The following is a 23,046-nucleotide window of genomic DNA, read 5'->3' on the forward strand; positions in this document are numbered from 1 at the left end:
GTCACCCGACAGCTGTCGAGAAATATGCGGGTGGCATCCGACACGTGGCGGGGTTATCCGCCCGACAGCTCGGAAGTCGACAGCGATATCCGCCGCAGCATCAACACGAAGGTGGCCAGGAACCGATCGATGGGGTCATCGAGGTCCCAGCCCATCAACTGCTCGACGTGCTGAATCCGCGCGGCCACGGTGCTGTGGTGCAGATGCAGTTCCGTGGCGGTACGGCGCAGAGTGCCGTACTGGCAGAGCGCCTCCAGGGTGTCCACCTCGACGGCACCGCCCGCCGTGGCGGCGATCTCGTTGATCCGCACGACATCACCAATCTGTCGCACCCGATCCGGCGGGATATCGGCTAGCACCTCCAGCAGACTGAGCCGCTCGTAGGCGATGGCGCGCCGCCCGAAGCCGGTGGAAGACGCGAACCGCAGGGCACGCTGCGCCTGGCCCCATGAGGCGGGAGCGTCGATGACGGCGACACTGGAACCGATCCCGACCCACGGCCCATGCGTCGAGCGCGGTGAGGCCGGGAACTCGCCGACAATCACGGCGTTGAGGTGATCCGACAAGGTTGAGGTGTCCCCGGCCGTCTGGCAGAGCAGGGCTCCGACCCGCCCGATGGTCGCCGACCGGATCACCTGACCGGGAAGTGCCTTGCCGAGAAGCTGCCGGGCACCCGCGGGCGCGGAGATCGCCAGCACCCGCAGCTCCCTGGTGTCGTCCAACCCCAGGAGACGTACGGCACGCATCCGGTCCTCGGGTGTCGATTCGCTCGACAGCACCACTTCGATCAGGGCCGGATCGTCCATATGAAGCGTGGCGGCGGACGTCTGGACCGGCACGGAACGGCGCAGGACGTGATGCAGTCGGTGCAGCAGGAGCTCATCGGTGGGCTGGGCAGGCCCCTCGCGCTGCAGCCATACCTGCGGGTCACCGCCCTCGGACCACTGGAGGCCGACCGGGCATCCGGCCAGATCGGCAGCCGAACGCACCGCGGCCTCGGCATCGGCCACGTCGAGCCGGTCGAAATGGGACAGGATGGTGAACACCAGATCGGCGTTCAGCGCGGGCTGTTTGTCCATCTCGTTCTCTGTACTCCGATCGGTGAACATCCATTCGAGAAAATTTCTGAGAACTCTCTAAGGCCCATGCGCCGTGGGCCCGCTTCCTCGCGATAGCATCGGTGACCATGACGACCACCGAGTCCCATGTCGCCGGCGCCGCGGCTTCAGAGCCCGATATTCACACGACCGCGGGCAAGCTCGCCGATCTGCGTCGGCGCAACGAGGAAGCACTGCACCCGGTCGGTGAGGCTGCTGTCGACAAGATCCACGCCAAGGGCAAGCTGACCGCCCGTGAGCGCATCGCAGCGCTGCTCGATGAGGGTTCATTCGTGGAGCTGGACGCGCTGGCCAAGCACCGCAGCACCAATTTCGGCCTGGAGTCCAAGCGCCCACTCGGCGACGGTGTGGTGACCGGTTTCGGCACCATCGACGGCCGCGACGTCTGCATCTTCAGCCAGGACGTCTCGGTATTCGGCGGCAGCCTCGGCGAGGTGTACGGCGAGAAGATCGTCAAGGTCATGGACCTGGCCATCAAGACGGGCCGTCCGTTGATCGGTATCAACGAGGGCGCCGGCGCCCGCATCCAGGAGGGTGTGGTCTCCCTCGGCCTGTACGGCCAGATTTTCCACCGCAACGTCATCGCCTCGGGCGTCATCCCGCAGATCTCGCTGATCATGGGCCCGGCCGCCGGTGGACACGTCTACTCCCCCGCGCTAACCGACTTCGTCGTCATGGTCGATAAGACCAGCCAGATGTTCATCACCGGCCCCGACGTCATCAAGACCGTCACCGGCGAGGACGTCACCATGGAGGAGCTGGGCGGCGCCCACACCCACATGGCCAAGTCCGGTACCGCGCACTACGTCGCCTCCGGTGAGCAGGACGCGTTCGATTACGTGCGCGACATCCTGAGCTACCTTCCGTCCAACAACGCCTCCGAGCCGCCGCGCTACCCCGGCCCGGAGCCCACCGACGGCGCCATTGAGGATCACCTCACCGAGGAAGACCTCGAGCTGGACACGCTGATCCCGGATTCCCCGAACCAGCCGTACGACATGCACGAGGTCATCACCCGCATCCTCGATGACGACGAGTTCCTCGAGGTGCAGGCCGGCTACGCGATGAACATCATCGTCGGCTTCGGTCGGGTCGATGGCCGCAGCGTCGGCATCGTCGCCAACCAGCCCACCCAGTTCGCGGGTTGCCTCGACATCAACGCCTCCGAGAAGGCCGCGCGGTTCATCCGCACCTGCGACTGCTTCGGCATCCCGATCATCACCATTGAGGATGTGCCCGGCTTCCTGCCCGGCACCGAGCAGGAGTACAACGGCATCATCCGGCGTGGCGCGAAGCTGCTGTACGCGTATGGCGAGGCCACCGTTCCGAAGATCACCGTCATCACCCGCAAGGCTTACGGCGGCGCGTACGACGTGATGGGTTCCAAGCACATGGGCGCCGACGTGAACGTCGCCTGGCCCACCGCGCAGATCGCCGTCATGGGCGCCTCGGGTGCGGTCGGGTTCGTCTACCGCTCCGAACTCAAGGAAGCCGCCACGAACGGCGATGACGTGGACGCCCTGCGTCTGCAGCTGCAGCAGGAGTACGAGGACACGCTGGTGAATCCGTACATCGCTGCCGAGCGTGGATACGTCGACGCCGTCATCCCGCCCTCGCACACCCGCGGTTACATTGCCACGGCGCTGCGCTTGCTCGATCGCAAGATCGTGCGGCTCCCATCCAAGAAGCACGGAAACATCCCACTGTGAGTCGAGTGAACGCAGTGAACGAGCGAACGATCCAACCACTGTGAGTCGGGAGAACGAAGTGAGCGGATCCGATTCCGAGACCGAAACCGTTACTCCCGAAGGTGACTCCGGGAAGGTGAAGGCCGCCGACGTGCAGGTGCTCAGCGGCAATCCGACCGACGCAGAGATCGCGGCCCTGGTCGCAGCGCTCAGTGCGCTGGCCTCCAAGACCGAGACCGCCAGCCTCAAGCCCCGAAATCTCTGGGCCGAGCCGATCGACATGCTGCGCTACAGCCCACATAGCTGGCAGCAGGTGACGTTGTTCGAGCGCGGGAAGCTGGCCCGCCCGCGGGGTACGTACTAGTCCGACAGTCTCACCGCCAGCACACGTAGAGTTCCGCGCGTGACTGCATTTGTCTTGGCGTCCGCATCGCCGGCACGCGAACGAGTCCTTGAGCAGGCCGGTCTCAATCCGGTCGTCATCGTGTCGCACGTCGACGAGCATCTCGTCATGGCGACGCAGCCCTCGGGTATCGACCCGGCGCGCGCCGTCGAAGTGCTGGCCTGCGCCAAGGCTTTCGATGTCGCAGCGGCTCTGGCCGGTGAGGTGGCCTCGGACGCGGTGGTACTGGGCTGCGATTCCATGCTGCTGCTCGACGGCTCGTTACAAGGCAAGCCGGGCACTGTCGAGGAGGCCCGCCGCCACTGGGGACAGATGGCCGGGCGCAGCGCCGAATTGCTGACGGGGCACTGCCTGATCCGGGTCGTGGACGGCAAGCCTGTCGCACGTGTCAGCGAAACGCGTTCGACCACAGTGCATTTCAGTACTCCTTCCGCCGCCGATCTCGACGCGTATCTGGCCACCGGAGAACCCCTGCAGGTGGCGGGGTCGTTCACATTGGACGGTCTGGGCAGCTGGTTCGTCGAGGGCATCGATGGTGACCCATCGAATGTGATCGGTGTCAGCGTCCCGTTGGTAGGCCGGTTGTTGGACAAGCTCGGCATCCCCGCTTCCTCGCTGTGGGTCCGCCACGAAAAGCATGTACCGCCAAAGCCCTTTCACCCGGACACCCCCGCCGCCACCCCGCTGCCGCCCCGCATGGTTCCGCTGTTCGACTCCCTCGTCATGCTCGGGCCGACGCAGCAGCAGGAATTCAAGGACGCGCACGGCAATCCGATCCCGCACATGCCTTCCATCAACACCAGCTTCCAAACTGCCTGCAAAAACGACTCTTTCGATCTCGGCGTGCACACCAACCGCGGCGCCTGCCTATGGACGGGCGACTATCTGAACACCGGCGACGGCATCCAACTGATTCCCGTCGACCCGGCAAGCCCCTCAGTTGCCTTGGGCGGACGCTCCAAACCGCTTGTGCTGCCGCCGGATGCACAGGACGGCGCCCGGCTGCTGCCCACCGGATCCGCGCAGTTGGCACACCGTTCACTGTTGTTCGCCTCGTGCATTCCGTCACCCGGCTGCAGCACCTTCGTGTCCGCGGACACCACCGTGTATGACGTGAGCGAGCCGGGTGCGAGCTCCTACTCAGCCCTCGGCACAATGGCCGGAATCTCGCAGCCGAGCGGGGTTTCGGCGTCGGGGGGACGGATGCTGGTGGCCGGAAACGTGGGAACCGGCCCGTGGGCCCCCCGATTCGCGTGGCTCACACCGGCCATCGACGATCCGGCGTTCCTGGACACGTCGGCGTGGCAGAAGGTCGGCGGTGGATCGCCGACTGGCACCGACGGTGTTCCCATCAACGGCGGCGGCGACCGCGAGAATCAATTGTTCGCGCTGCCCGCAGGCGGTTTCGGGCTGCTCGATTCCAACGGTTCGGGTGATGCCCATATAGGACTCAAGCTGTTCCGGACTCCGCAGGAGTTGGTGAGCGAGCCCATGACAGTGTTAATCCGCAATGACCCGTCGAACCCGCGACCGGATGACCCGTTCATTTCCCAAGATCCACACAAGCTGTTGCAGCCATATGGGCCGCAGGTCGTGCGCGTCAGCATGAACTCCGACGGCACTCAGACGCTGTACTTCTTGGCGAGCCAATGGGTTACCGATCCCACCCGGGCCTACCGGACGATCATGTACTCGGTGGTGCTCAGCCCCGAGTATCTGTCGATCTAGCCCGTCAGACGAATAGGCTCAGCAACAGCACCATCGTCAAACCGACGACCGAAATCACTGTCTCCATCGCGGACCAGGACTTCAGTGTCTGGCCCACAGTCATCCCGAAATACTCCTTCACCAACCAGAATCCGGCGTCGTTCACGTGGGAGAAGAACAGGGACCCGGCGCCGATCGCAAGCACTAGCAGCGCCACGTGTGCGGTGGACATGTCGGCCGCCAACGGCGAGACGATCCCGGCGGCCGTTATGGTCGCGACCGTGGCCGAGCCGGTGGCCAGTCGAATCAGCACGGCGATCAGCCAGCCGAGCAGCAGCGCTGGTATCTGCCACTTCTCCGACCAGACGCTCACGGCATCGCTGACTCCGACGTCGATGAGAGTCTGCTTGAATCCGCCTCCGGCTCCGACGATGAAGACGATTCCCGCGATGGGTCCCAGCGACTTCTCGACGATTCCCGAGACACCCATCCGGTCGAGACCCGATGCCTTACCCAACGTCACCATGGCCACCAAAGTGGCGATCAGTAGTGCACTTAGCGGCGCACCCAGGGTGTCGAAAATCCGCTGCACCAACGATTTCGGGTTGTCGATCAGCACATCGGAGAGTGCCTTGGCCAACATCAGCGCCACCGGAAGCAGGATCGTCGCGAGTACCGCACCGACGCTCGGCGCGGGGCCCTTGCGCTCGACCGCGGGCGCCGTCGCGGTGGGGATTTCCAGCGGGCCGACCCAACGCTGTGCCACCCGCGCGTAGAGGGGCCCTGCCACGATCAAGGTGGGCACCGCCGCCATGAGACCGAACGCCAGAGTGACCCCCAGATCCGCGTTGAGTGCGTCCACCGCCACCAGTGGGCCGGGGTGCGGCGGCACCAGTCCGTGCAACACCGAAAGGCCTGCCAACGCGGGTATTCCCACCCGCAACAGCGGCACGTTTCCCCGGCGTGCCACCAGCAGCACGATGGGAATCAGCAGCACCACACCAACTTCGAAGAACAGCGGCAATCCGAGAACCGCAGCGATCAGCGCCACCGCCCAGGGCAGCATGCGTGGGCTCGAACGCCGGAGCACGGCGTCGGCCACGATATTGGCCCCGCCGGAATCGGCCAGCAGGCGGCCGAGCATCGCCCCCAAACCGATGAGTAGTCCGACCCCGGCGATGGTCGAGCCGAACCCGGTGACAAAGGATCCCAGCAGTTTGTCGAACGGCACACTAGCCGCGACCGCGAGGGTCCCCGAACCCAACAGCAGCGCCAGGAACGGATGCATCTTCAGCTGGGTGATGAGCACGATGATCACACCGATGCTCAGCGCCACCGCCACCAGCAGTCGCACGTCGCTCGTGGTGTGCGGAATTTTCGCCGGCTCGGCCAGCAGAAGGAGGTTGGCGTTCATCTTCCGAGCTGCCGCAATGCCTCTGCTACCAGTTCCTTCGGCCCGGCGCCCACGTCCAGCACTGCACCCCGCTCGTCGGGTCGCAGTGGTTCAAGAATCTCGAACTGTGAATCCAACAGCGCCGTGGGCATGAAATGTCCTGCGCGATGAGACATCCGTTCACCGATGAGAGTCCGCTCTCCGGACAGGTGCACGAAGAATGCGTCGGGGCACCCCGCCCGGAGAACATCGCGGTAGCTCCGTTTGAGCGCCGAACAGGTGACTACTCCGCCAGTACCATCGTGTCCGCGGTCCGATATCCATTCGGCGATGCGCTGCAGCCACGGCCACCGGTCCTCGTCGTCCAACGGGATACCCGCCGACATCTTGGCGATGTTCGCCTCGGGGTGAAAGTCGTCGGCCTCGGCATAGGGCGTGCCCAACTGCTCCGCCAAAAGCCGTGCCACCGTGGTCTTACCGACCCCGGCCACACCCATCACCACGACGACAGGCGGCTTCTTGGTCACCCAACCCCCTTTGGAGCCTTCTGATTCATGAAGCCGAACATGTACCCGGCCACCCGACGCATCTGGATTTCCTCGGTGCCCTCGGTGATCCGGTAGCGCCGGTGGTGTCGGTAGATGTGTTCGAACGGCATATGCCGCGAATACCCCAGCCCGCCGTGTACCTGCATGGCACGGTCGGCTGCCTCGCAACACAGCCGGTTTGCAACGTAGTTGCACATCGACACCTGCTCGGACGCCGCGAACGGCCCGTAGGTATCCATCGACCACGCCGTCTTGTGAATCAACGCGCGCAGCATCTCGCATTGGGTCTGCAGTTCGACAAGCGGAAACTGGATCGCTTGGTTCGATGCCAGCGGCTTTCCAAAGGGCTTGCGTTCCTTGGCGTATTCGATGGAACGGTCGATGCAGTGCTGCGCTGCCCCGAGGCTGGAGGCAGCCTGCCGAATCCGGTTCTCATTGAAGAAGTGCTGCACGACGGCCAGCCCGCGGCCCTCACCTCCGAAGACCGCGGAGTCGGGCACCCGTACGTCGGTCAGCGAGACATGCGCGTGGTCGGTGGGCATGTTGAAAGTCCAGAGGTATTCCTCGACCTTGAATCCGGGCGCGTCCGCGGGGACCAGGAATGCCGTAATGCCGCGTCCGTCGCCGGGTTCGCCGGAGGTACGAGCGAAAATCAGGTCAGCGTCTGCAATGTGCACACCGGTGTTCCAGGTCTTCTCGCCGTTGATGATCCAGCCGGAGCCGTCGCGGGTTGCAGTGGTCTCCATGTGGGTGGCATCGGAGCCGTGGTCCGGTTCGGTGATACCGAATGCGAACACCTTGGTGCCGCTGGCGAGTCCCTCTACCCAGTCGGCCTTCTGCTCCGGCGTGCCGTACTCCAGCATGAGTAGCAGCCCCACATTGTTGCCGACAATGGCGTGTTCGTTCTGCAGGTCGCAATGCAACCCGAGGCCACGGCGCGCCAGATGTTCACGAATCACGGCCATGCCCAGATTGGATCCGTCGCGTCCACCGAATTCCGCTGGGAAGGGGTACCGGAAGTGGCCCGCGGCGTCGGCCCGTCGACGGGCTTCACCGAGCAGTGCTTCCCACTCGCCGTTGGGCAGACCACCACGGTCCCAATCGGTTCGGGCGTCTTCCCGGCGATGGTCGAAGAACCGGATGTTGTCGTCGGCCTGTTCGAGCGGCACGATTTCACACTCGATGAATTCGTCAAGCTCGGCCAGATACGCAACGAGATCGGGCGGGAGTTCAAAGTTCATTGGCGTCCTTCTGGTTTCGTCAACATGAGTAGGTCCCATTCGATTTCCGGGATGCGTCGGCCGCTGGCGGCCATCACGATGTCCCGGACGCTCCCGTCGAGGTAGGACGCCGCCTGCGCGGCCAGACCCACTCCCCACCACAGGGTGCCGATCACCTTCCACCACTGGAACCGGTCGGCATCGAAGCTCCCACCGGCTTCTTCGTATGCACGCACGAATACCTCGCGTCCCGCGAAACCGCCGAACTCGCGGTCGTCGCCGCCGAATCGCCACATGCGCAGCGCGGTCCAGCCCACATCGCGCATGGGGTCCCCGAAGCGAGTAGTCCCTTCCCAGTCCAGCACAGCGCGCAGGCCGTCCTCGCCGACAATGACGTTGCCGTTACGAATATCGGTGTGCACCAAGCTCCGACGAGTGGGCGGCGCGGGCATGCGCTCCGTCAACCAGGACAGCGTGCGCTGGAACACCGGCCGCCCGGGAAGTAGTGCCGCCACCCCCTCACGCATCTGCTCCAACAAGCTGACCGCGGGCTCGGTCTCCGGATCGCCGGGGAGATCCGGCGGTGCCATCGCCGGGTCGATCCCGTGCAGCCGTCCCATGGCCGCGCCGAGCTGGGCCGCCACCAGGTCCTCGATCCCCTTCGACTGCACCAGTCGAAGCACCTTGCGCGGCACGGTCTCCCCCTCGATGCGCTCGGAGAGCATGAAAGGCGCACCCACGTAAGAGGATTCGGAACATATCCCGCGAACCCGGGGCACCGGAACGCCGTGGCTGCGGGCCAACTCACGCACCCCGGCCTCACTAGCCACCGGTACCTGCTGCACGACCGCGGGCACAATCGTTGCCACCAGTTCGAGGGTCTCATCGCCGGAAGTGGCATCCAGCAGCACATTTCGTCTGCGAGCACCCGCAGAGACACCCATCACACCGGACACCCGAAAGGGCTTGCCGAATTCGTCCTGGAGGTAGCGGGTCAGTCCATCCTCTAGCTCACTCATTCGCCCGCCCAGGCGCCGTAGCCGGGCTTGACCACGGCGAGCTCACCGCGCACCGCCTCGACCAAGTCGTCCCACGTGGGGTCCTGGGCGGACGGCGCCGGGGCAGCGGTCAGTTCACGCTGCAGAATCCTGGCGATGTTGGCACCGACCCGGGCTCGGTGCACCGAAGATGAGGGCAGCTCGGACTGGATATCGTCGAGCAGTTCGGCGAGCGCACCCGCCAGTTCCGCTGCGGTCGGAATGTAGGGCACCATCCGTTTGTACCTTCTATGGTGTGCCGCTCGTGGGAATAGCCAAGAATGCCCGCGAGTTGCCCTAGTTCGTGACGACACCGGTATCGATTCTGGACCTGGCGCGCGTCGCCCCGCACGAGTCGGTGCGCGAGAGCTTCCTGGCCAGCGTCCAGATCGCTCAGCATGCCGAAGCCCTCGGATTCCAGCGGGTCTGGTACGCCGAACACCACAACATGCGCTCCATCGCCTCGTCGGCGACCAGCGTCCTCATCGGGCACATCGCCTCGCAGACCTCCACGATCAGGCTCGGAGCGGGCGGGATCATGCTGCCGAACCACTCTCCCCTGCAGATCGCCGAACAATTCGGCACGCTCGAGTCGCTGTACCCCGGCCGCATCGACCTCGGCCTCGGCCGCGCCCCGGGTACCGACCAAGTGACCTTGCGTGCCTTGCGGCGCGACCCCGCCGATGCCGAGCACTTTCCGCAGGACGTCCTCGAACTGCAGGCGTTCCTGGGTGAGCAGAGCCGTGTCCCGGGAGTCACTGCCACGCCCGGGCATCGGACCCAGGTGCCGCTGTACATCCTCGGGTCGTCACTGTTCGGCGCTCAGCTGGCCGCGGTGCTGGGATTGCCCTACGGGTTCGCGTCCCACTTCGCGCCCGACGCGCTGCAAGACGCGGTCGCGGTGTACCGGCGAGAGTTCCGACCCTCGGAGCAGTTGGATACTCCGTACGTCATCGCAGGGGTAAGTGTGATCGCCGCGGACGACGAAGCCACCGCACGGGATCAATATCGGGCCGCTCTCATCGAGCGCGCCAAGCTATTCCTCAGCCGAGGCAGCGGGCGGCGACTGACCGATGAGGAAGCACTGGCCGCGCTGGAATCACCTGCGGGACGGCAGATTCAGTCGATGACGAAGTACTTCGCCGTCGGCACCGCCGACGAGGTGCGTACCTACCTCGACGATTTCGCGCAGCTGGCCGATGCCGACGAGCTCATTGTCGTGCCCAACGCGCCGGACCGGAAGTTGCAGCTGCGGACGCTGGAGATAGTCGCCGAGGTCAGGACCGTTCAGTCGTCGTAATCGGAGTCAGCCTTCGGGTTGATGTCCTTTAGGGAAGGCGATCGCCCGTGTCTCTGGGGTGAGGTTGTTCCATTGCCAGTTGCGTTCGTCTTGCTCGCTTCGGCCCCCTGCGGTGTGCAGCCCGACCGCTTTGGCCGCGTATGTCCCGGCGTGCTGGGTGTGGTTGGCCATGTGAGCCACCGCGGCTGCTTGGCCGGCTGCACGTGCGGCGGCGACGGCTGCGTGCGCACCGGAAAGTTCGGCTTCGCGTGCTGCGGAATGGGCCGCAAAAGCTGCGCTCCGGCATGCGGTCATGGGAACTTCATCGTTCATCCAGGCTCGCAATGTGTCGATGGCCGTGCGCGGCCGACTATCGCCGGGGCGGATGTTCTCGAAAATCGGCAGTGTCCGCTCCGCGCAGTCGGCGGCCCACCGAGCGAGCGCTTTGTGCGTGATGGGATCTGGGTTCGCGCCCTTCTGCAGGGATCCGGACATCGTGTCATGGTGTCAGGTCGCCACGAGTCGCCGGCCTTGTTGAGTCCGCGCTGGTGGAGGCGCGGCCCGTCGAATTTTGCCCAGTGAACCCAAATATCTTCTGCCTCAATAGTTTCTCTAGTCACACACTGCGGAATTTTGTCGGTGGGTGTCGTTAGCGTTAGCACATGCGTTCGATTGGATTGTTGGAGGAGGCGGCCGACGCCTTCGGGTCCGACATGTTCGTCGAGCTCACTGCCGCCGAGGCGTTGACGGTTCTGGCCCGGTTGGAGGTGGTGCAGCGACGTCTGTCGGCCAGCGGGCTGGGGTTAATCCCGAAGGTGACAACGCAAGCTTCCCCGGTCGAGTTGGGTGGGACCTCGTTCCAGGATGTGTTGTCACGGCGGCTGCATATAAGTAAGGGCGCCGCGCGGCGAAGGATCTCCGATGCCGAGCAGTTGGCCCCACGCCGCGCGTTGACCGGAGAAGCGTTGGCACCACAACTGCCGAACGTGGCGGACGCATTCGGGCGCGGCGAGGTCGGCGAGGAGCATGTGCGGATCATTCGGCAGTTCTTTGACCGACTGCCCGCGGTAGTGGATGCGCCGACCCGTGCACGCGCCGAACACCAACTCGCCACGATGGCGGCCCAGTTTCGGCCCGAACAACTGCGCACCGGCGCCGAACGCATGATGGCCCTACTGAACCCCGACGGCGAGTTCTCCGACATTGATCGGGCGAGGCGCCGTGGCCTGACGATCGGGCAGCAGGGTTTCGACGGCATGTCCCCCATCAGCGGGTTGTTGGATCCAGAAACCCGCGCCTACCTTGATGCCGTGTTCGCCAAGCTCGCCGCCCCCGGCATGTGCAACCCGAATGATGAAAGTCCCGTCGTCGATGGTGAGGTGCCCGCGGAGGCCGTCGAACGCGACACCCGCACCGCGGCCCAGCGCAACCACGACGCATTTCGCGCATGCCTGCGATCCAGCTTGGCCTCAGGAAAACTGGGTTCCCATCACGGCATGCCCGTCACCGTTGTGGTCACCACCACCCTGCACGAGTTGGAGCAGGCCGCGGGTGTTGCGATCACCGGCGGCGGCACCCGCCTACCCATGCGCGACCTCATCCGCATGGCCGCCCACGCCCACCACTACCTGACCATTTTCGATGACGTCGGCCGCCCGCTCTACCTAGGCCGTTCGAAGCGAATAGCCAGCCCCGATCAGCGGATCGTGTTGCACGCCAGGGACCGCGGCTGCACCTATCCGGGCTGCGGCGTTCCCGGATACCTTTGCGAAGTCCACCACATCAACGAATGGGCCCTGGGCGGCCACACCAACATCGACCGGCTCACCTTCGCCTGCGGACCGCATCATCGACTCTTATCCCAAGGCTGGAAAACCCGAAAACAACCAGACGGCACCACCCAATGGATACCCCCACCACAACTCAACCTGGCCGGGGAACCCGTTGGGGCAGTTAGCAGTTGCGGCCCAGCAGTTCAGCCCGATTCTTGTCGCCCCACTCCTCCAGCGGGTGCAGCGCCGCGCTCAGATCCTTGCCGAGCGCCGTGAGTGAGTACTCCACGCGCGGCGGAATCTCAGGATAGAGCTCGCGGTGCACGATGCCGCTGGCCTCCATCTGCCGCAGATTCTCCGAGAGCACCTTCTCACTGACGCCGTCGAGCTTGCGCCGGATCTCGCCGAACCGCACCGGACCTTCGGCCAGCACCCACATCAGGTGCAGCTTCCACTTGCCGCCGACGGCATCGATGGCAATCGACATCCCGCACAGATGATCTGTGTCACTGCTCGCGGTCACGGCGGCCTCCTGACGATATTTCCAACCTCGCGGTAAGTGACCCACCACAAAGTGCGTTCTAGCGCGATCCTACCGATCCCCGCACGATTGACTGCAGAACATTCAATCCGAAAGGGACACAACATGTCTAAGGCAAGCGATAGTGCAAAGAACGTCGCCGTGATCGGACTGGGCCCCATGGGCCAGTCCACCGTCAAGTCGCTGCTGAAGGCCGGATACGACGTCACCGTCTGGAATCGCAGCTCCGCCAAGGCCGACGCAATGGAGGAGCTCGGTGCGCGGAAGGCGTCAACAGTCGCCGAGGCGCTGCAGGCAGGCGCGGTCACCCTGATCAGCCTGACGCACTACGCGGCGATGTATGACGTACTCGGCCAGGCCGAATCCGCGTTGGAGGGCACGACCATCGTCAACCTGTCCTCGGACTCCCCCGAGAAAGCCCGAGCAGGCTCCGCCTGGGTAACCGAACGGGGCGCGGCATTCCTGTCCGCCGGATACATGTCGCAAGGAGACGACATCACCCATCCGCTGTCATATCTCCTCGTCAGCGGGCCACAGAATCTGGTGACAAAACATGAAGACCTGCTCAACACCCTAAGCCCGGTGCACTACGTCGGGCCCGACTACGGCTTCTCACAGGTGTACTACCAATCGCTGCTGACGCTGCTGCATCCCGCCATGCTGTCCTTCGAACAGGCGCTGGCGATGGTGGCACGCTCCGGCGGCGATCCCGAGCGCTACGTCGGCTACGCCGTGAACTTCGTGGAATCCCTCAAAGCATTCTTCGTGCAGTTCGCCGAGGCCACCAAGGTGGCCGACGGCGTGGAGGATCTCGCGATGCTCAAGATGATGGACGCGGGCGCGCAGCACATTATCGACGCCAGCGAGGAAGTCGGTGTGGACGCCACGCTATCGCATGCTGCACAGTCGATTTGGCGGCGCGCCATCGATGCTAGCGACGAGCGCGGCGAGCTTGTTACTACCTACCGATTGATCCGAGGGGACTGACCGGGAACCGTGACGAGGTACTCCCGCTACGACACGAGCGCAACGTCCTCCAGCGCCGTCGAAAGCGTGATTGCCCGCGCTCGTGTCCGGCGCTCACCGAGAACGGAGGAGACGATCGGGTTCAGCGGGTGGCATGCCCAGTCCGGCATTGGCAAATTCTCGCACCGCGACCAGCAACTCACCCGAAGATCTGAACGCAGCATTCAGCTCGATGCGCCGACCGCCGACGAACGCGACTAGGCTCGCAGTGTGACCCTCCCGGCCGACCCCAGCCCCGAATTCGCCGCCTACGCCCACCCCGAACGCCTCGTCTCTGCCGACTGGCTCTCGGGACACCTAGGCACCCCCGGACTGTCCATCGTCGAGTCCGACGAAGATGTCCTGCTCTACGACATCGGGCACGTCCCCGGCGCGGTGAAGATCGACTGGCACGTCGACCTCAATGACAGCACGGTCCGCGACTACATCGACGGCGAGCAGTTCGCAGAACTGATGAACCGCAAGGGAATCCGCCGCGAGGACACCGTCGTCATCTACGGCGACAAGTCCAACTGGTGGGCCGCGTACGCACTGTGGGTCTTCACCCTGTTCGGCCACCCCGATGTCCGCCTCCTCGATGGAGGTCGCGACTTGTGGATCTCCGAGGGTCGCGACACCACGCTCGACGTCCCGGCCAAGTACACCGAGGGTTATCCCGTGGTCGAGCGCAACGACGCCCCGATCCGTGCATATGCGGACGAGGTGTTGGCACACCTCGGGAACGGCCCACTAATCGATGTGCGCTCCCCCGCCGAGTACACCGGCGAACGCACCCACATGCCCGACTACCCGGAAGAGGGCGCGCTGCGCGGCGGGCACATCCCCACTGCCGTCTCCATCCCCTGGGCCAAGGCCGCCGCCGACGACAGCCGATTCCGGCGCCGCGGCGAGCTCGACGAGATCTATGGCGACGTCATCGCCGCTGATGGCGACATCGTCGCCTACTGCCGCATCGGTGAGCGCTCCAGCCACACCTGGTTCGTGCTCACCCACTTGATGGGCGTCGAGGGTGTCCGCAACTACGACGGGTCCTGGACCGAATGGGGCAACCGGGTCCGCACCCCGATTGCCAAGGGCGAGAAGCCGGGCGCACTGCCTAAATGACGCTGCCCGCTGAACTCGCCGAGATCGTCGCCGATTTCAAGGCCGTCGACGGGCAGGACAAATTGCAGCTCCTGCTGGAGTTCTCGAGCGAATTACCTGAGTTGCCATCGCATTTGGAGCAGGCGGCGATGGAACCGGTGCCGGAATGCCAGTCACCGCTGTTCCTGGACGTCGACGCCAAAGACCGGTCCAACGTCCGGCTGTACTTCAGTGCGCCCGCCGAGGCTCCGACCACACGCGGGTTCGCCTCGATCCTGCAGCAGGGCCTCGACGGGCAGTCCGCCGACGCAATCCTGACCGTTCCCGACGACTTCTATGCCGACCTGGGGCTGGCCGCGCTGATCAGCCCGCTGCGTCTGCGTGGAATGTCGGCGATGCTGACCCGGATCAAGCGGCGACTCGCCTGAACCTACTCATCAGTAGGTCAAACACACCCCATCCCGGATGTGTGTTTGACGCCACGGATGCATAAACTCACTGCCGAGACTCTAAGAAAGCACTAAAACCAGGAGGCCCGGTGCCCAATCACGCCAGCTCGAAGATCAGCAAGGTACTCGTCGCCAATCGCGGCGAGATTGCGGTTCGGGTGATCCGCGCGGCGAAGGACGCTGGACTGGGCAGTGTCGCGATCTACGCAGAACCCGACGCCGACGCACCCCACGTCCACCTCGCCGACGAGGCCTTCGGCATCGGCGGTAACACCGCCGCCGAGTCCTACTTGGACTTCGGCAAGATCCTCGAGGCCGCCGAAAAGTCCGGCGCCAACGCCATCCACCCCGGATACGGCTTCCTGTCCGAAAACGCCGACTTCGCCCAGGCCGTCATCGACGCCGGGCTGATCTGGATCGGACCGAGCCCGCAGTCCATCCGCGACCTCGGTGACAAGGTCACCGCCCGCCACATCGCCGCCAAGGCTCAGGCCCCGCTGGTCCCCGGCACCCCCGACCCGGTGAAGAACGCCGACGAGGTCGTCGCCTTCGCCAACGAGCACGGCCTGCCGATCGCGATCAAGGCGGCCTTCGGTGGCGGTGGCCGCGGCATGAAGGTCGCCCGGACCCTGGAAGAGATCCCGGAGCTGTTCGAATCTGCCACCCGCGAGGCCGTCGCCGCCTTCGGTCGTGGTGAGTGCTTCGTCGAGCGCTACCTGGACAAGCCGCGCCACGTCGAGGCGCAGGTCATCGCCGACCAACACGGCAATGTCGTTGTCGCCGGCACCCGCGACTGCTCGCTGCAGCGACGCTTCCAGAAGCTGGTCGAGGAGGCGCCCGCGCCATTCCTGACCGACGCGCAGCGCAAGGAGATCCACGAGTCGGCCAAGCGCATCTGCAAGGAAGCCGGCTACTACGGAGCCGGAACCGTTGAGTACCTGGTGGGCCAGGACGGCCTCATCTCGTTCCTCGAGGTCAACACCCGCCTGCAGGTGGAACACCCTGTCACCGAGGAAACCGCTGGCGTCGACCTGGTGCTCGAGCAGTTCAAGATCGCCAACGGCGAGGCCCTGGAGTTCACCGAGGACCCGGCCCCGCGCGGCCACTCGATCGAGTTCCGCATCAACGGTGAAGACGCCGGCCGCAACTTCCTGCCAGCACCCGGCCCGGTCAAGGTCTACGACACCCCCACCGGCCCCGGCGTGCGCCTGGACTCGGGAGTGCGTGCCGGCTCCGTGATCGGTGGCCAGTTCGACTCGATGCTGGCCAAGCTGATCGTGACCGGCCGCGACCGCAACGAGGCCCTGGCCCGCTCGCGCCGCGCGCTGGCCGAGTTCAACGTCGAGGGCCTGGCCACCGTCATCCCGTTCCACCGCGCAGTGGTCGCCGATCCCGCATTCATCGGCGACGAGGACGGCTTCACCGTCCACACCCGCTGGATCGAGACTGAGTGGGACAACACCGTCGAGCCGTTCACGGCCGAGGGCGCTGTCGAGGACGACGACGAGACGCTGCCTCGCCAGAAGCTGGTCGTCGAGGTCGGCGGCCGCCGCCTCGAGGTCTCCCTGCCCGGTGACATCTCGCTGGGCGGCGGGGGCGGCGGCGCCGCCAACGGCGTCGTGCGCAAGAAGCCGAAGGCGCGCAAGCGCGGCGGCCACGGCGCATCCGCCGCGACCGGTGACTCCGTCACCGCCCCGATGCAGGGCACCGTCGTGAAGGTCGCCGTCGAGGAAGGCCAGGAGGTCGAGGCCGGCGAACTGATCGTCGTGCTGGAGGCCATGAAGATGGAGAACCCCGTCACCGCGCACAAGGCCGGCACCATCACCGGACTGAGCGTCGAGGCCGGTGCCGCCATCACCCAGGGCACCGTGATCGCCGAAATCAAGTAACACATCTTTCCCGAACGCCGAGTGTGAGCGCCTACGCTCACACTCGGCGTTTTCTTTGCCTGACGTTCACACTCGAGAGGAGTCGGTCATCGAACCCATCGAGATCAATGCGGGCGCCTGGTACCTGCGCGCCATCCGCGCCGATGAACGGATGGATGACCGGCCGGCGCTGGCCGCCCTCGGCATCGATGACCCCGAATACGTCACCGCCCGAACCGAGGACTGGGACAGCGACCGCGGCTACAGCTGGGCGGTCTGCGAACCCACCACCGCCGAGATGGTGGCCGAGGTGCTGCTCGACCCCGCCACCGGAACCATCGAATCACGTTCGCGCACCGACTATCCCGGCTCCTCGGATGCCGAGCAGGAGGCCGTCGCCGCGGTACGGCGCTTCGGCGACGCGATGCTTTAAGCCCCCGTCGGCGCGTGACGGAAAGAAACCTCTTGACCTCGAGTGCACTTTAGGTATGACGATGGGCGCGTGAACGCGTCAACCACCCCACTGCGGCTCGCCGTGATCTGCGCCAGCACGCGTGACGGCCGCTTCGGACCCACGGTCGCGAACTGGATCGCGGCGAAGGCCCGTCACCATCCGTCCTTCCAGGCCGGCTACATCGATCTCGCGGACTACCCTTTACCCCTTCATCTTTCCAGAAACCCGGACGCCGACGATGCCGCCCAACTGGCCAGGGTGACGGCGCGGCTGCGTATCGCCGATGCGTTCCTCGTGGTCACTCCGGAGTACAACCACAGCTTTCCCGCTCCGCTGAAGAACCTGATCGACTGGCACCACAGCGAGTGGCAGGCCAAGCCCATCGGATTCACCTCGTATGGCGGGATGTCGGGCGGCTTGCGCGCCATCGAACAACTGCGGCTGGTGTTCGCCGAACTCCACGCCGTGACCACACGGGATGTGGTGAGTTTCCACGGCGTCTGGAGCCAGTTCGATGACGCCGGCCAGCTCATCGACAGCCGTGACACGGAGACTGCCGCCAAGACGATGCTCGACGAGCTGGCCTGGTGGGCCGCCGCGCTGCGGACGGCGCGCGAGCACTCCCCCTATGCCTGGTGAGACAGCACTCGCGACACTGCGGCCACGGCCGCGTCGATCTCCGCGGCGCTGACGATCAGCGGCGGACGGAACCGCACGCTGTTCGTGCCGCTGGGCAGCAGGATGACGCGCTCCTTCGACCACAGGCGCTGCACCAGACGGTCGCGCTCCTCGGCGGTCGGGAGGCTGAACGCGCACATCAACCCGCGGCCACGCACATCACCGACCTCGCCGTGACGCAGCGCAAGAGTCTGTAGTCGGTCCAAAAGGTACTCGCCCATCCGGGTCGCGTTATCGAAAAGCCGCTGCGTCTCAATCACTTCCAGAATGCGGCGCGAGCGCACCATGTCGACCAGATTGCCACCCCAGGTGGAGTTGATCCGTGAGCTGACGGCGAAGACATTGTCGGCCACCTCATCGACACGACCGCCCGCCATCACGCCACACACCTGCGTCTTCTTCCCGAAGGCCACGATGTCGGGAGTCACGCCCAACTGCTGGAAGGCCCAGGCGGTTCCGGTGAGTCCGCATCCGGTCTGCACCTCGTCGAAGATGAACAGGGCATCGTGCTCGTGGCACAGCGCGCGCATGGCGTGGAAGAACGCGGGGCGGAAGTGGTGATCTCCACCCTCGCCCTGGATCGGCTCGGCGATGAAACACGCTATGTCATGCGGATTTTCAGCGAAGGCACGCCGCGCCTGCGCCAGCGCAGCGGCCTCAAGCTCATCGATATCGGCATCCGGGCGCATATACGGCGAATCGATTCGTGGCCAGTCGAACTTGGGGAACCGCGCCACCTTGTTGGGGTCGGTATTCGTCAGCGACATCGTGTATCCGCTGCGGCCATGGAAGGCCTCGCGCAGGTGTAATACCTTGGTGCCCAAGGCCGCATCAATACCGTGCGCCTCGTTCCAGCGGCTCTTCCAGTCGAACGCCACCTTCAGCGCATTCTCCACGGCCAGCGCGCCACCGTCCACGAAAAACAGGTGAGGCAGGGCTGGGTCACCAAGCACCCGCGCGAATGTGTCGACGAACCGCGCCATCTCGACGGTATAGATATCCGAATTGCTCGGCTTGTTGATGGCGGCCCGGGTCAGCTCGGCGCGGAACTCACTGTCCTCGGCGAGCATCGGGTGATTCATGCCCAGCGCCGACGACGCAAAGAACGTGAACATGTCGAGGTAGGTGGTGCCATCGCGCGCGTCCACCAGGTATGCCCCGCGCGAACGCTCGAGGTCGAGGACGAGGTCCATGCCGTCAGCCAAAATGCTGCGCCGCAGCACCTCATGCACGCGATCCGGTGTCACCGGTTCCGGACGCAAAGCATCTTCCTCGGTCGTGGAACCAGCGCGGGATCCCGGAAACATGAGTGCGGTCATGCACCCACAATAACGCAGTATTTACGACATCTCTACATCAAGACAAGAATATTTACGGCACTAGCTGGCGTCCATCGTAAAAAGTTTGTAAGATGATGGTGCTTCGCGTGCGAACGTTGGCTGTGGTGCGAATCAGCTGCAGCAGCTCTTCGAGCGCACGCGGCGAGGGCACCCGCACCAGGAGGACGTAGCTCTCCTCGCCCGCCACCGAGTAGCACGACTCGACGGCGTCGATGTGCTCAAGCCGTGCAGGAGCATCGTCGGGCAGTGAAGGATCGAGAGGGGTGATGGCCACGAACGCCGACAGCATCTGGCCCACCGACTCGGGATTGACGCGTGCCGCGTACCCGGTGAGCACACCGCGAGATTCCAGCCGGCGCACGCGTGTTTGGACCGCCGAGATCGACAGCCCGGCCTTGGCAGCTAGATGCGCGAGCGTCGCCCGTCCATCGCGAGCCAACTCGCGCACCAGAATTCGATCGACGTCATCGAGCGGACGCTCGGGCAACTCTTGGGTCACGGGGGCAGAGTACCGCGACCAGAGGCGACAGGTAACAGACTTACGCAGGCCAATCACTTCAACTCTCAGGCGATTCCGGTGACCACTCTTATCCCCACCTGGAAACTCAGGGCGCACTTCGCGGCGGCGCTGTCCCGTATGTACGGGACAGAGGTTCCCGCGTACAACACCCTGGTCGATGTCAGTACGGACGTGAACCAGACTTACGCCACAACGCATCCGGATGCCGAACGGCTCGGCTCGATCGAGCGGGTCACCGCCGAACGTCACGGTGCCATCCGAGTCGGCAGCCCTGCAGAACTTGCCGCGGTCGCCGATCTCTTCGCGGCCTTCGGAATGTATCCGGTCGACTTCTACGACCTGCGCGACGCCACATCCCCCGTGCCGGTCGTTTCCACCGCATTCCGGCCGGTGGACGAGAATGAGTTGGCGCTTAACCCGTTCCGCGTGTTCACATCGATGCTGGCAACCGCCGACCGTCGGTTCTTCGACGCGAATCTGCGTGTACGCGTAGAGAATTTCATCGAGCGGCGACGGCTGTTCGACCCGGCACTGCTGGCACATGCACGGCTCATCAGCGCGTCCGGCGGAGCCACCCCCGCGCAGGCCGAGGACTTCGTGCGCGATGCGGTCAAGGCCTTCGCATTATCCACCGCCCCCATCGACCGCGCGTGGTACGACGAGCTTTCCGCGATCTCACCCGTCGCGGCCGATATCGCCGGCGTCGACGGCACGCACATCAACCACCTGACGCCGCGAGTACTGGATATCGACGACCTATATCAGCGGATGACGGCGCGCGGTATCACCATGATCGACGCGATCCAGGGTCCTCCCCGTTGGCATGGACCCGATGTTCTCCTGCGGCAGACCTCATTTCGAGCCCTAGCCGAGCCTCGACGATTCCGCACGAGCGACGGCTCGGTGCTCAGTGACACACTGCGGGTACGGTTCGGCGAGGTCGAGGCGCGCGGCATAGCCCTCACCCCAGCGGGCCGCGCTCGCTATGACATGGCCATGGCTGCCATGGACGACAGAGACACACACCCCGAACAAGCAGCAGCGACGTGGGCCGAATACTTCCCCGATACCGAAGCCGGGTTGGCCGAACTCGAACTCGCCTACTTCCGCACCAGCACCGGCCCCACAGGGGACGTCGTGCGCAGCCCCATCGTGTACGAAGACTTCCTGCCGCGTTCGGCGGCCGGAATCTTCCGATCCAATCTCGACGACGACGGCGCATACGGTGACGGCGCAGACCACCCAGTCGTCGACTACTCGAAGGAATGGATGGCCGGCGCAATAGGCCGAGAAATCCATGATCCGTATGCGCTCTACGCCGCTATCGCAGCACAATCCGACCTCACGATGGGAGCCCACCGATGACCACCACCTTGCCTACCGCATCCCCACACGTTCTGCCTTCGACCGATGACCTGCGCACACGGGCCCGCAACGCGTTGCGCTGGATGGGCGCCGATCTAGAACTCGGCGTGGCAGACGGTGACGGCGTTGCGGTCCGCAGCCCCATCACCGGTGACGTCCTCTTCACCCTGCCGGCGAGTTCCAAGGACGAGGTGGACGCCGCCATCACCGAAGCAGCCCAAGCATTTTCGCAATGGCGCACCACACCCGCACCCGTGCGCGGTGCGTTGGTGGCTCGTCTCGGCGAGCTGCTGACGGAGCACAAGCGAGACCTTGCCGAGCTGGTGACCATCGAGGCCGGAAAGATCGTGTCCGAAGCCCTCGGCGAAGTGCAGGAAATGATCGACATCTGCCAGTTCGCGGTCGGGCTGTCCCGACAGCTGTACGGGAAAACCATGGCGTCCGAGCGTGCAGGGCACCGACTGATGGAATCCTGGCATCCGCTGGGCGTCGTCGGCGTCATCTCCGCGTTCAACTTCCCGGTGGCCGTGTGGTCCTGGAACACCGCGATCGCCCTAGTCTGCGGCGACACGGTGGTGTGGAAGCCCTCCGAGCTGACACCCCTGACCGCCGTTGCGTGCCAGGCGCTTCTAGACCGTGCAGCCGCGGACGTTGGTGCGCCCCCGGAAGTGAGCCGTTTGATCCAGGGCGGACGCGACGTTGGCGAACAACTCGTCGACGATCCGCGCATCGCCTTGGTCAGCGCGACCGGATCGGTGCGGATGGGCCAGCAGGTCGGCCCGCGGGTAGCCGCTCGCTTCGGCCGATCGCTGCTCGAGCTGGGCGGTAACAACGCGGCCATCGTGAGCCCTGCCGCCGACCTTGATCTGGCGGTGCGCGGCATCGTGTTCTCGGCCGCAGGCACCGCGGGTCAACGCTGTACCACCCTGCGGCGGTTGATTGTTCACCACTCGGTGGCCGACGCGCTGACCGAGCGCATCGTGCACGCCTACGACCAGCTCCCGGTGGGCAACCCCTTCGAGGAAAACACCTTGGTGGGCCCACTGATCAACGAAAAGTCGTTCCGCGATATGCAGGACGCGCTGGAAGCCGCCCGGGCGTCAGGCGGAACGGTCATCGGCGGCGAACGCCGAGAACTCGGCGACGGTTCGTTCTACGTCACCCCAGCCGTCGTCCGGATGCCGGAACAAGGAGACGTGGTGCACCGGGAAACCTTCGCCCCCATCTTGTACGTGCTGACCTACGACACCCTCGACGAGGCAATCGCACTGAACAACGCCGTACCTCAAGGACTTTCCTCGGCGATATTCACCCTGGACGTACGGGAAGCCGAACGCTTCCTGGCCGCCGACGGATCCGACTGCGGCATCGCGAACGTCAACATCGGCACCTCTGGTGCGGAGATCGGTGGCGCCTTCGGCGGCGAAAAGGAGACCGGCGGAGGTCGCGAATCGGGCTCCGACTCGTGGAAGGCGTACATGCGACGCGCCACGAACACCGTCAACTACTCCACGGAACTGCCTTTGGCCCAAGGTGTTCACTTCGGCTAGTGGGACG

Annotated in this window: 23 protein-coding genes; 13 read left to right on the forward strand and 10 right to left on the reverse strand. The window is 65.0% G+C overall.

Going from position 1 to position 23,046, the window contains the following annotated elements; translation table 11 throughout:
- Nucleotides 1-53: 53 nt before the first annotated feature.
- Nucleotides 54-1,079: a CdaR family transcriptional regulator gene (locus FZI91_RS02685; protein WP_155937097.1), complete on the reverse strand. Its 1,026-nt coding sequence runs from the start codon at nucleotides 1,077-1,079 to the stop codon at nucleotides 54-56.
- A 107-nt stretch (nucleotides 1,080-1,186) separates the two neighbouring features.
- On the opposite strand from FZI91_RS02685, the gene FZI91_RS02690 reads away from it, so the two are divergent.
- From FZI91_RS02690 to FZI91_RS02700, 3 genes are read left to right on the forward strand one after another with little or no spacing between them, the layout of a single operon-like run.
- Nucleotides 1,187-2,827: an acyl-CoA carboxylase subunit beta gene (locus FZI91_RS02690; protein WP_155937098.1), complete on the forward strand. Its 1,641-nt coding sequence runs from the start codon at nucleotides 1,187-1,189 to the stop codon at nucleotides 2,825-2,827.
- A gap of 58 nt (nucleotides 2,828-2,885) precedes the next feature.
- Complete coding sequence (locus tag FZI91_RS23795) at nucleotides 2,886-3,170, forward strand: acyl-CoA carboxylase epsilon subunit (RefSeq protein ID WP_162525727.1); 285 nt, start codon at nucleotides 2,886-2,888, stop codon at nucleotides 3,168-3,170.
- Between the two features lie 39 nt (nucleotides 3,171-3,209).
- Entirely contained in the window at nucleotides 3,210-4,937 is a 1,728-nt protein-coding gene (locus tag FZI91_RS02700; RefSeq protein ID WP_162525726.1) for a nucleoside triphosphate pyrophosphatase, read from the forward strand.
- A 4-nt stretch (nucleotides 4,938-4,941) separates the two neighbouring features.
- Here FZI91_RS02700 and FZI91_RS02705 read toward each other — a convergent pair whose 3' ends face one another.
- From FZI91_RS02705 to FZI91_RS02725, 5 genes are read right to left on the reverse strand one after another with little or no spacing between them, the layout of a single operon-like run.
- A complete protein-coding gene (locus FZI91_RS02705; RefSeq protein WP_155937099.1) occupies nucleotides 4,942-6,330 on the reverse strand; it encodes a GntP family permease in 1,389 nt (462 codons plus the stop codon).
- Nucleotides 6,327-6,806, reverse strand: coding sequence for a gluconokinase (locus FZI91_RS02710; protein ID WP_155937747.1), 480 nt, complete (start codon nucleotides 6,804-6,806; stop codon nucleotides 6,327-6,329). The genes FZI91_RS02705 and FZI91_RS02710 overlap by 4 nt, the downstream gene beginning before the upstream one ends.
- A gap of 26 nt (nucleotides 6,807-6,832) precedes the next feature.
- Complete coding sequence (locus FZI91_RS02715) at nucleotides 6,833-8,098, reverse strand: acyl-CoA dehydrogenase family protein (protein WP_155937100.1); 1,266 nt, start codon at nucleotides 8,096-8,098, stop codon at nucleotides 6,833-6,835.
- Complete coding sequence (locus tag FZI91_RS02720; protein ID WP_155937101.1) at nucleotides 8,095-9,096, reverse strand: phosphotransferase family protein; 1,002 nt, start codon at nucleotides 9,094-9,096, stop codon at nucleotides 8,095-8,097. The genes FZI91_RS02715 and FZI91_RS02720 overlap by 4 nt, the downstream gene beginning before the upstream one ends.
- A complete protein-coding gene (locus tag FZI91_RS02725) occupies nucleotides 9,093-9,347 on the reverse strand; it encodes a hypothetical protein (protein WP_162525764.1) in 255 nt (84 codons plus the stop codon). The genes FZI91_RS02720 and FZI91_RS02725 overlap by 4 nt, the downstream gene beginning before the upstream one ends.
- Before the next feature lie 71 nt (nucleotides 9,348-9,418).
- On the opposite strand from FZI91_RS02725, the gene FZI91_RS02730 reads away from it, so the two are divergent.
- Nucleotides 9,419-10,414, forward strand: a complete 996-nt coding sequence (locus FZI91_RS02730) for an LLM class flavin-dependent oxidoreductase (protein ID WP_162525725.1) — start codon at nucleotides 9,419-9,421, stop codon at nucleotides 10,412-10,414.
- 6 nt (nucleotides 10,415-10,420) lie between these two features.
- Here the strand turns inward: FZI91_RS02730 and FZI91_RS02735 are convergent, their stop codons facing one another.
- Nucleotides 10,421-10,888, reverse strand: coding sequence for a putative immunity protein (locus FZI91_RS02735; RefSeq protein ID WP_155937103.1), 468 nt, complete (start codon nucleotides 10,886-10,888; stop codon nucleotides 10,421-10,423).
- A 167-nt stretch (nucleotides 10,889-11,055) separates the two neighbouring features.
- On the opposite strand from FZI91_RS02735, the gene FZI91_RS02740 reads away from it, so the two are divergent.
- Nucleotides 11,056-12,441 (forward strand): HNH endonuclease signature motif containing protein, encoded by a 1,386-nt coding sequence (locus tag FZI91_RS02740; protein ID WP_155937104.1) that lies wholly within the window; start codon nucleotides 11,056-11,058, stop codon nucleotides 12,439-12,441.
- On the opposite strand, the gene FZI91_RS02745 is transcribed toward FZI91_RS02740, so the two are convergent.
- Nucleotides 12,347-12,688, reverse strand: coding sequence for a helix-turn-helix domain-containing protein (locus tag FZI91_RS02745; protein WP_162525724.1), 342 nt, complete (start codon nucleotides 12,686-12,688; stop codon nucleotides 12,347-12,349). The genes FZI91_RS02740 and FZI91_RS02745 overlap by 95 nt on opposite strands.
- A 123-nt stretch (nucleotides 12,689-12,811) precedes the next feature.
- Between FZI91_RS02745 and FZI91_RS02750 the strand changes: the two genes are divergently transcribed.
- From FZI91_RS02750 to FZI91_RS02775, 6 genes are all read left to right on the forward strand, one after another.
- A complete protein-coding gene (locus FZI91_RS02750; RefSeq protein WP_155937105.1) occupies nucleotides 12,812-13,693 on the forward strand; it encodes an NAD(P)-dependent oxidoreductase in 882 nt (293 codons plus the stop codon).
- 249 nt (nucleotides 13,694-13,942) lie between these two features.
- Nucleotides 13,943-14,836: a sulfurtransferase gene (locus FZI91_RS02755; RefSeq protein WP_162525723.1), complete on the forward strand. Its 894-nt coding sequence runs from the start codon at nucleotides 13,943-13,945 to the stop codon at nucleotides 14,834-14,836.
- Nucleotides 14,833-15,243 carry a SufE family protein gene (locus FZI91_RS02760; RefSeq protein ID WP_155937106.1) on the forward strand — a complete coding sequence of 137 codons (411 nt, stop codon included), beginning with the start codon at nucleotides 14,833-14,835 and terminating at the stop codon, nucleotides 15,241-15,243. Before FZI91_RS02755 ends, FZI91_RS02760 begins: the two co-directional genes overlap by 4 nt.
- 110 nt (nucleotides 15,244-15,353) lie before the next feature.
- Nucleotides 15,354-17,153: an acetyl/propionyl/methylcrotonyl-CoA carboxylase subunit alpha gene (locus FZI91_RS02765; RefSeq protein WP_162525722.1), complete on the forward strand. Its 1,800-nt coding sequence runs from the start codon at nucleotides 15,354-15,356 to the stop codon at nucleotides 17,151-17,153.
- Between the two features lie 88 nt (nucleotides 17,154-17,241).
- Nucleotides 17,242-17,565: a hypothetical protein gene (locus FZI91_RS02770; RefSeq protein WP_162525763.1), complete on the forward strand. Its 324-nt coding sequence runs from the start codon at nucleotides 17,242-17,244 to the stop codon at nucleotides 17,563-17,565.
- Nucleotides 17,566-17,634: 69 nt separating this feature from the next.
- Nucleotides 17,635-18,225 carry an NADPH-dependent FMN reductase gene (locus FZI91_RS02775; protein ID WP_162525721.1) on the forward strand — a complete coding sequence of 197 codons (591 nt, stop codon included), beginning with the start codon at nucleotides 17,635-17,637 and terminating at the stop codon, nucleotides 18,223-18,225.
- On the opposite strand, the gene lat is transcribed toward FZI91_RS02775, so the two are convergent.
- A complete protein-coding gene (gene lat, locus FZI91_RS02780) occupies nucleotides 18,213-19,511 on the reverse strand; it encodes an L-lysine 6-transaminase (protein ID WP_309224072.1) in 1,299 nt (432 codons plus the stop codon). The genes FZI91_RS02775 and lat overlap by 13 nt on opposite strands.
- A 124-nt stretch (nucleotides 19,512-19,635) precedes the next feature.
- Nucleotides 19,636-20,091 carry an Lrp/AsnC family transcriptional regulator gene (locus FZI91_RS02785; RefSeq protein ID WP_155937751.1) on the reverse strand — a complete coding sequence of 152 codons (456 nt, stop codon included), beginning with the start codon at nucleotides 20,089-20,091 and terminating at the stop codon, nucleotides 19,636-19,638.
- Between the two features lie 90 nt (nucleotides 20,092-20,181).
- Between FZI91_RS02785 and FZI91_RS02790 the strand changes: the two genes are divergently transcribed.
- Both FZI91_RS02790 and FZI91_RS02795 read left to right on the forward strand, forming a co-directional pair.
- Nucleotides 20,182-21,489 carry a VOC family protein gene (locus tag FZI91_RS02790; protein WP_162525720.1) on the forward strand — a complete coding sequence of 436 codons (1,308 nt, stop codon included), beginning with the start codon at nucleotides 20,182-20,184 and terminating at the stop codon, nucleotides 21,487-21,489.
- Nucleotides 21,486-23,039 carry an aldehyde dehydrogenase family protein gene (locus FZI91_RS02795; RefSeq protein WP_155937110.1) on the forward strand — a complete coding sequence of 518 codons (1,554 nt, stop codon included), beginning with the start codon at nucleotides 21,486-21,488 and terminating at the stop codon, nucleotides 23,037-23,039. The genes FZI91_RS02790 and FZI91_RS02795 overlap by 4 nt, the downstream gene beginning before the upstream one ends.
- Nucleotides 23,040-23,046 lie beyond the last annotated feature (7 nt).

Origin of the sequence: Mycobacteroides sp. CBMA 271 (assembly GCF_009729205.1) — a bacterium.
Lineage (GTDB): Bacteria > Actinomycetota > Actinomycetes > Mycobacteriales > Mycobacteriaceae > Mycobacterium.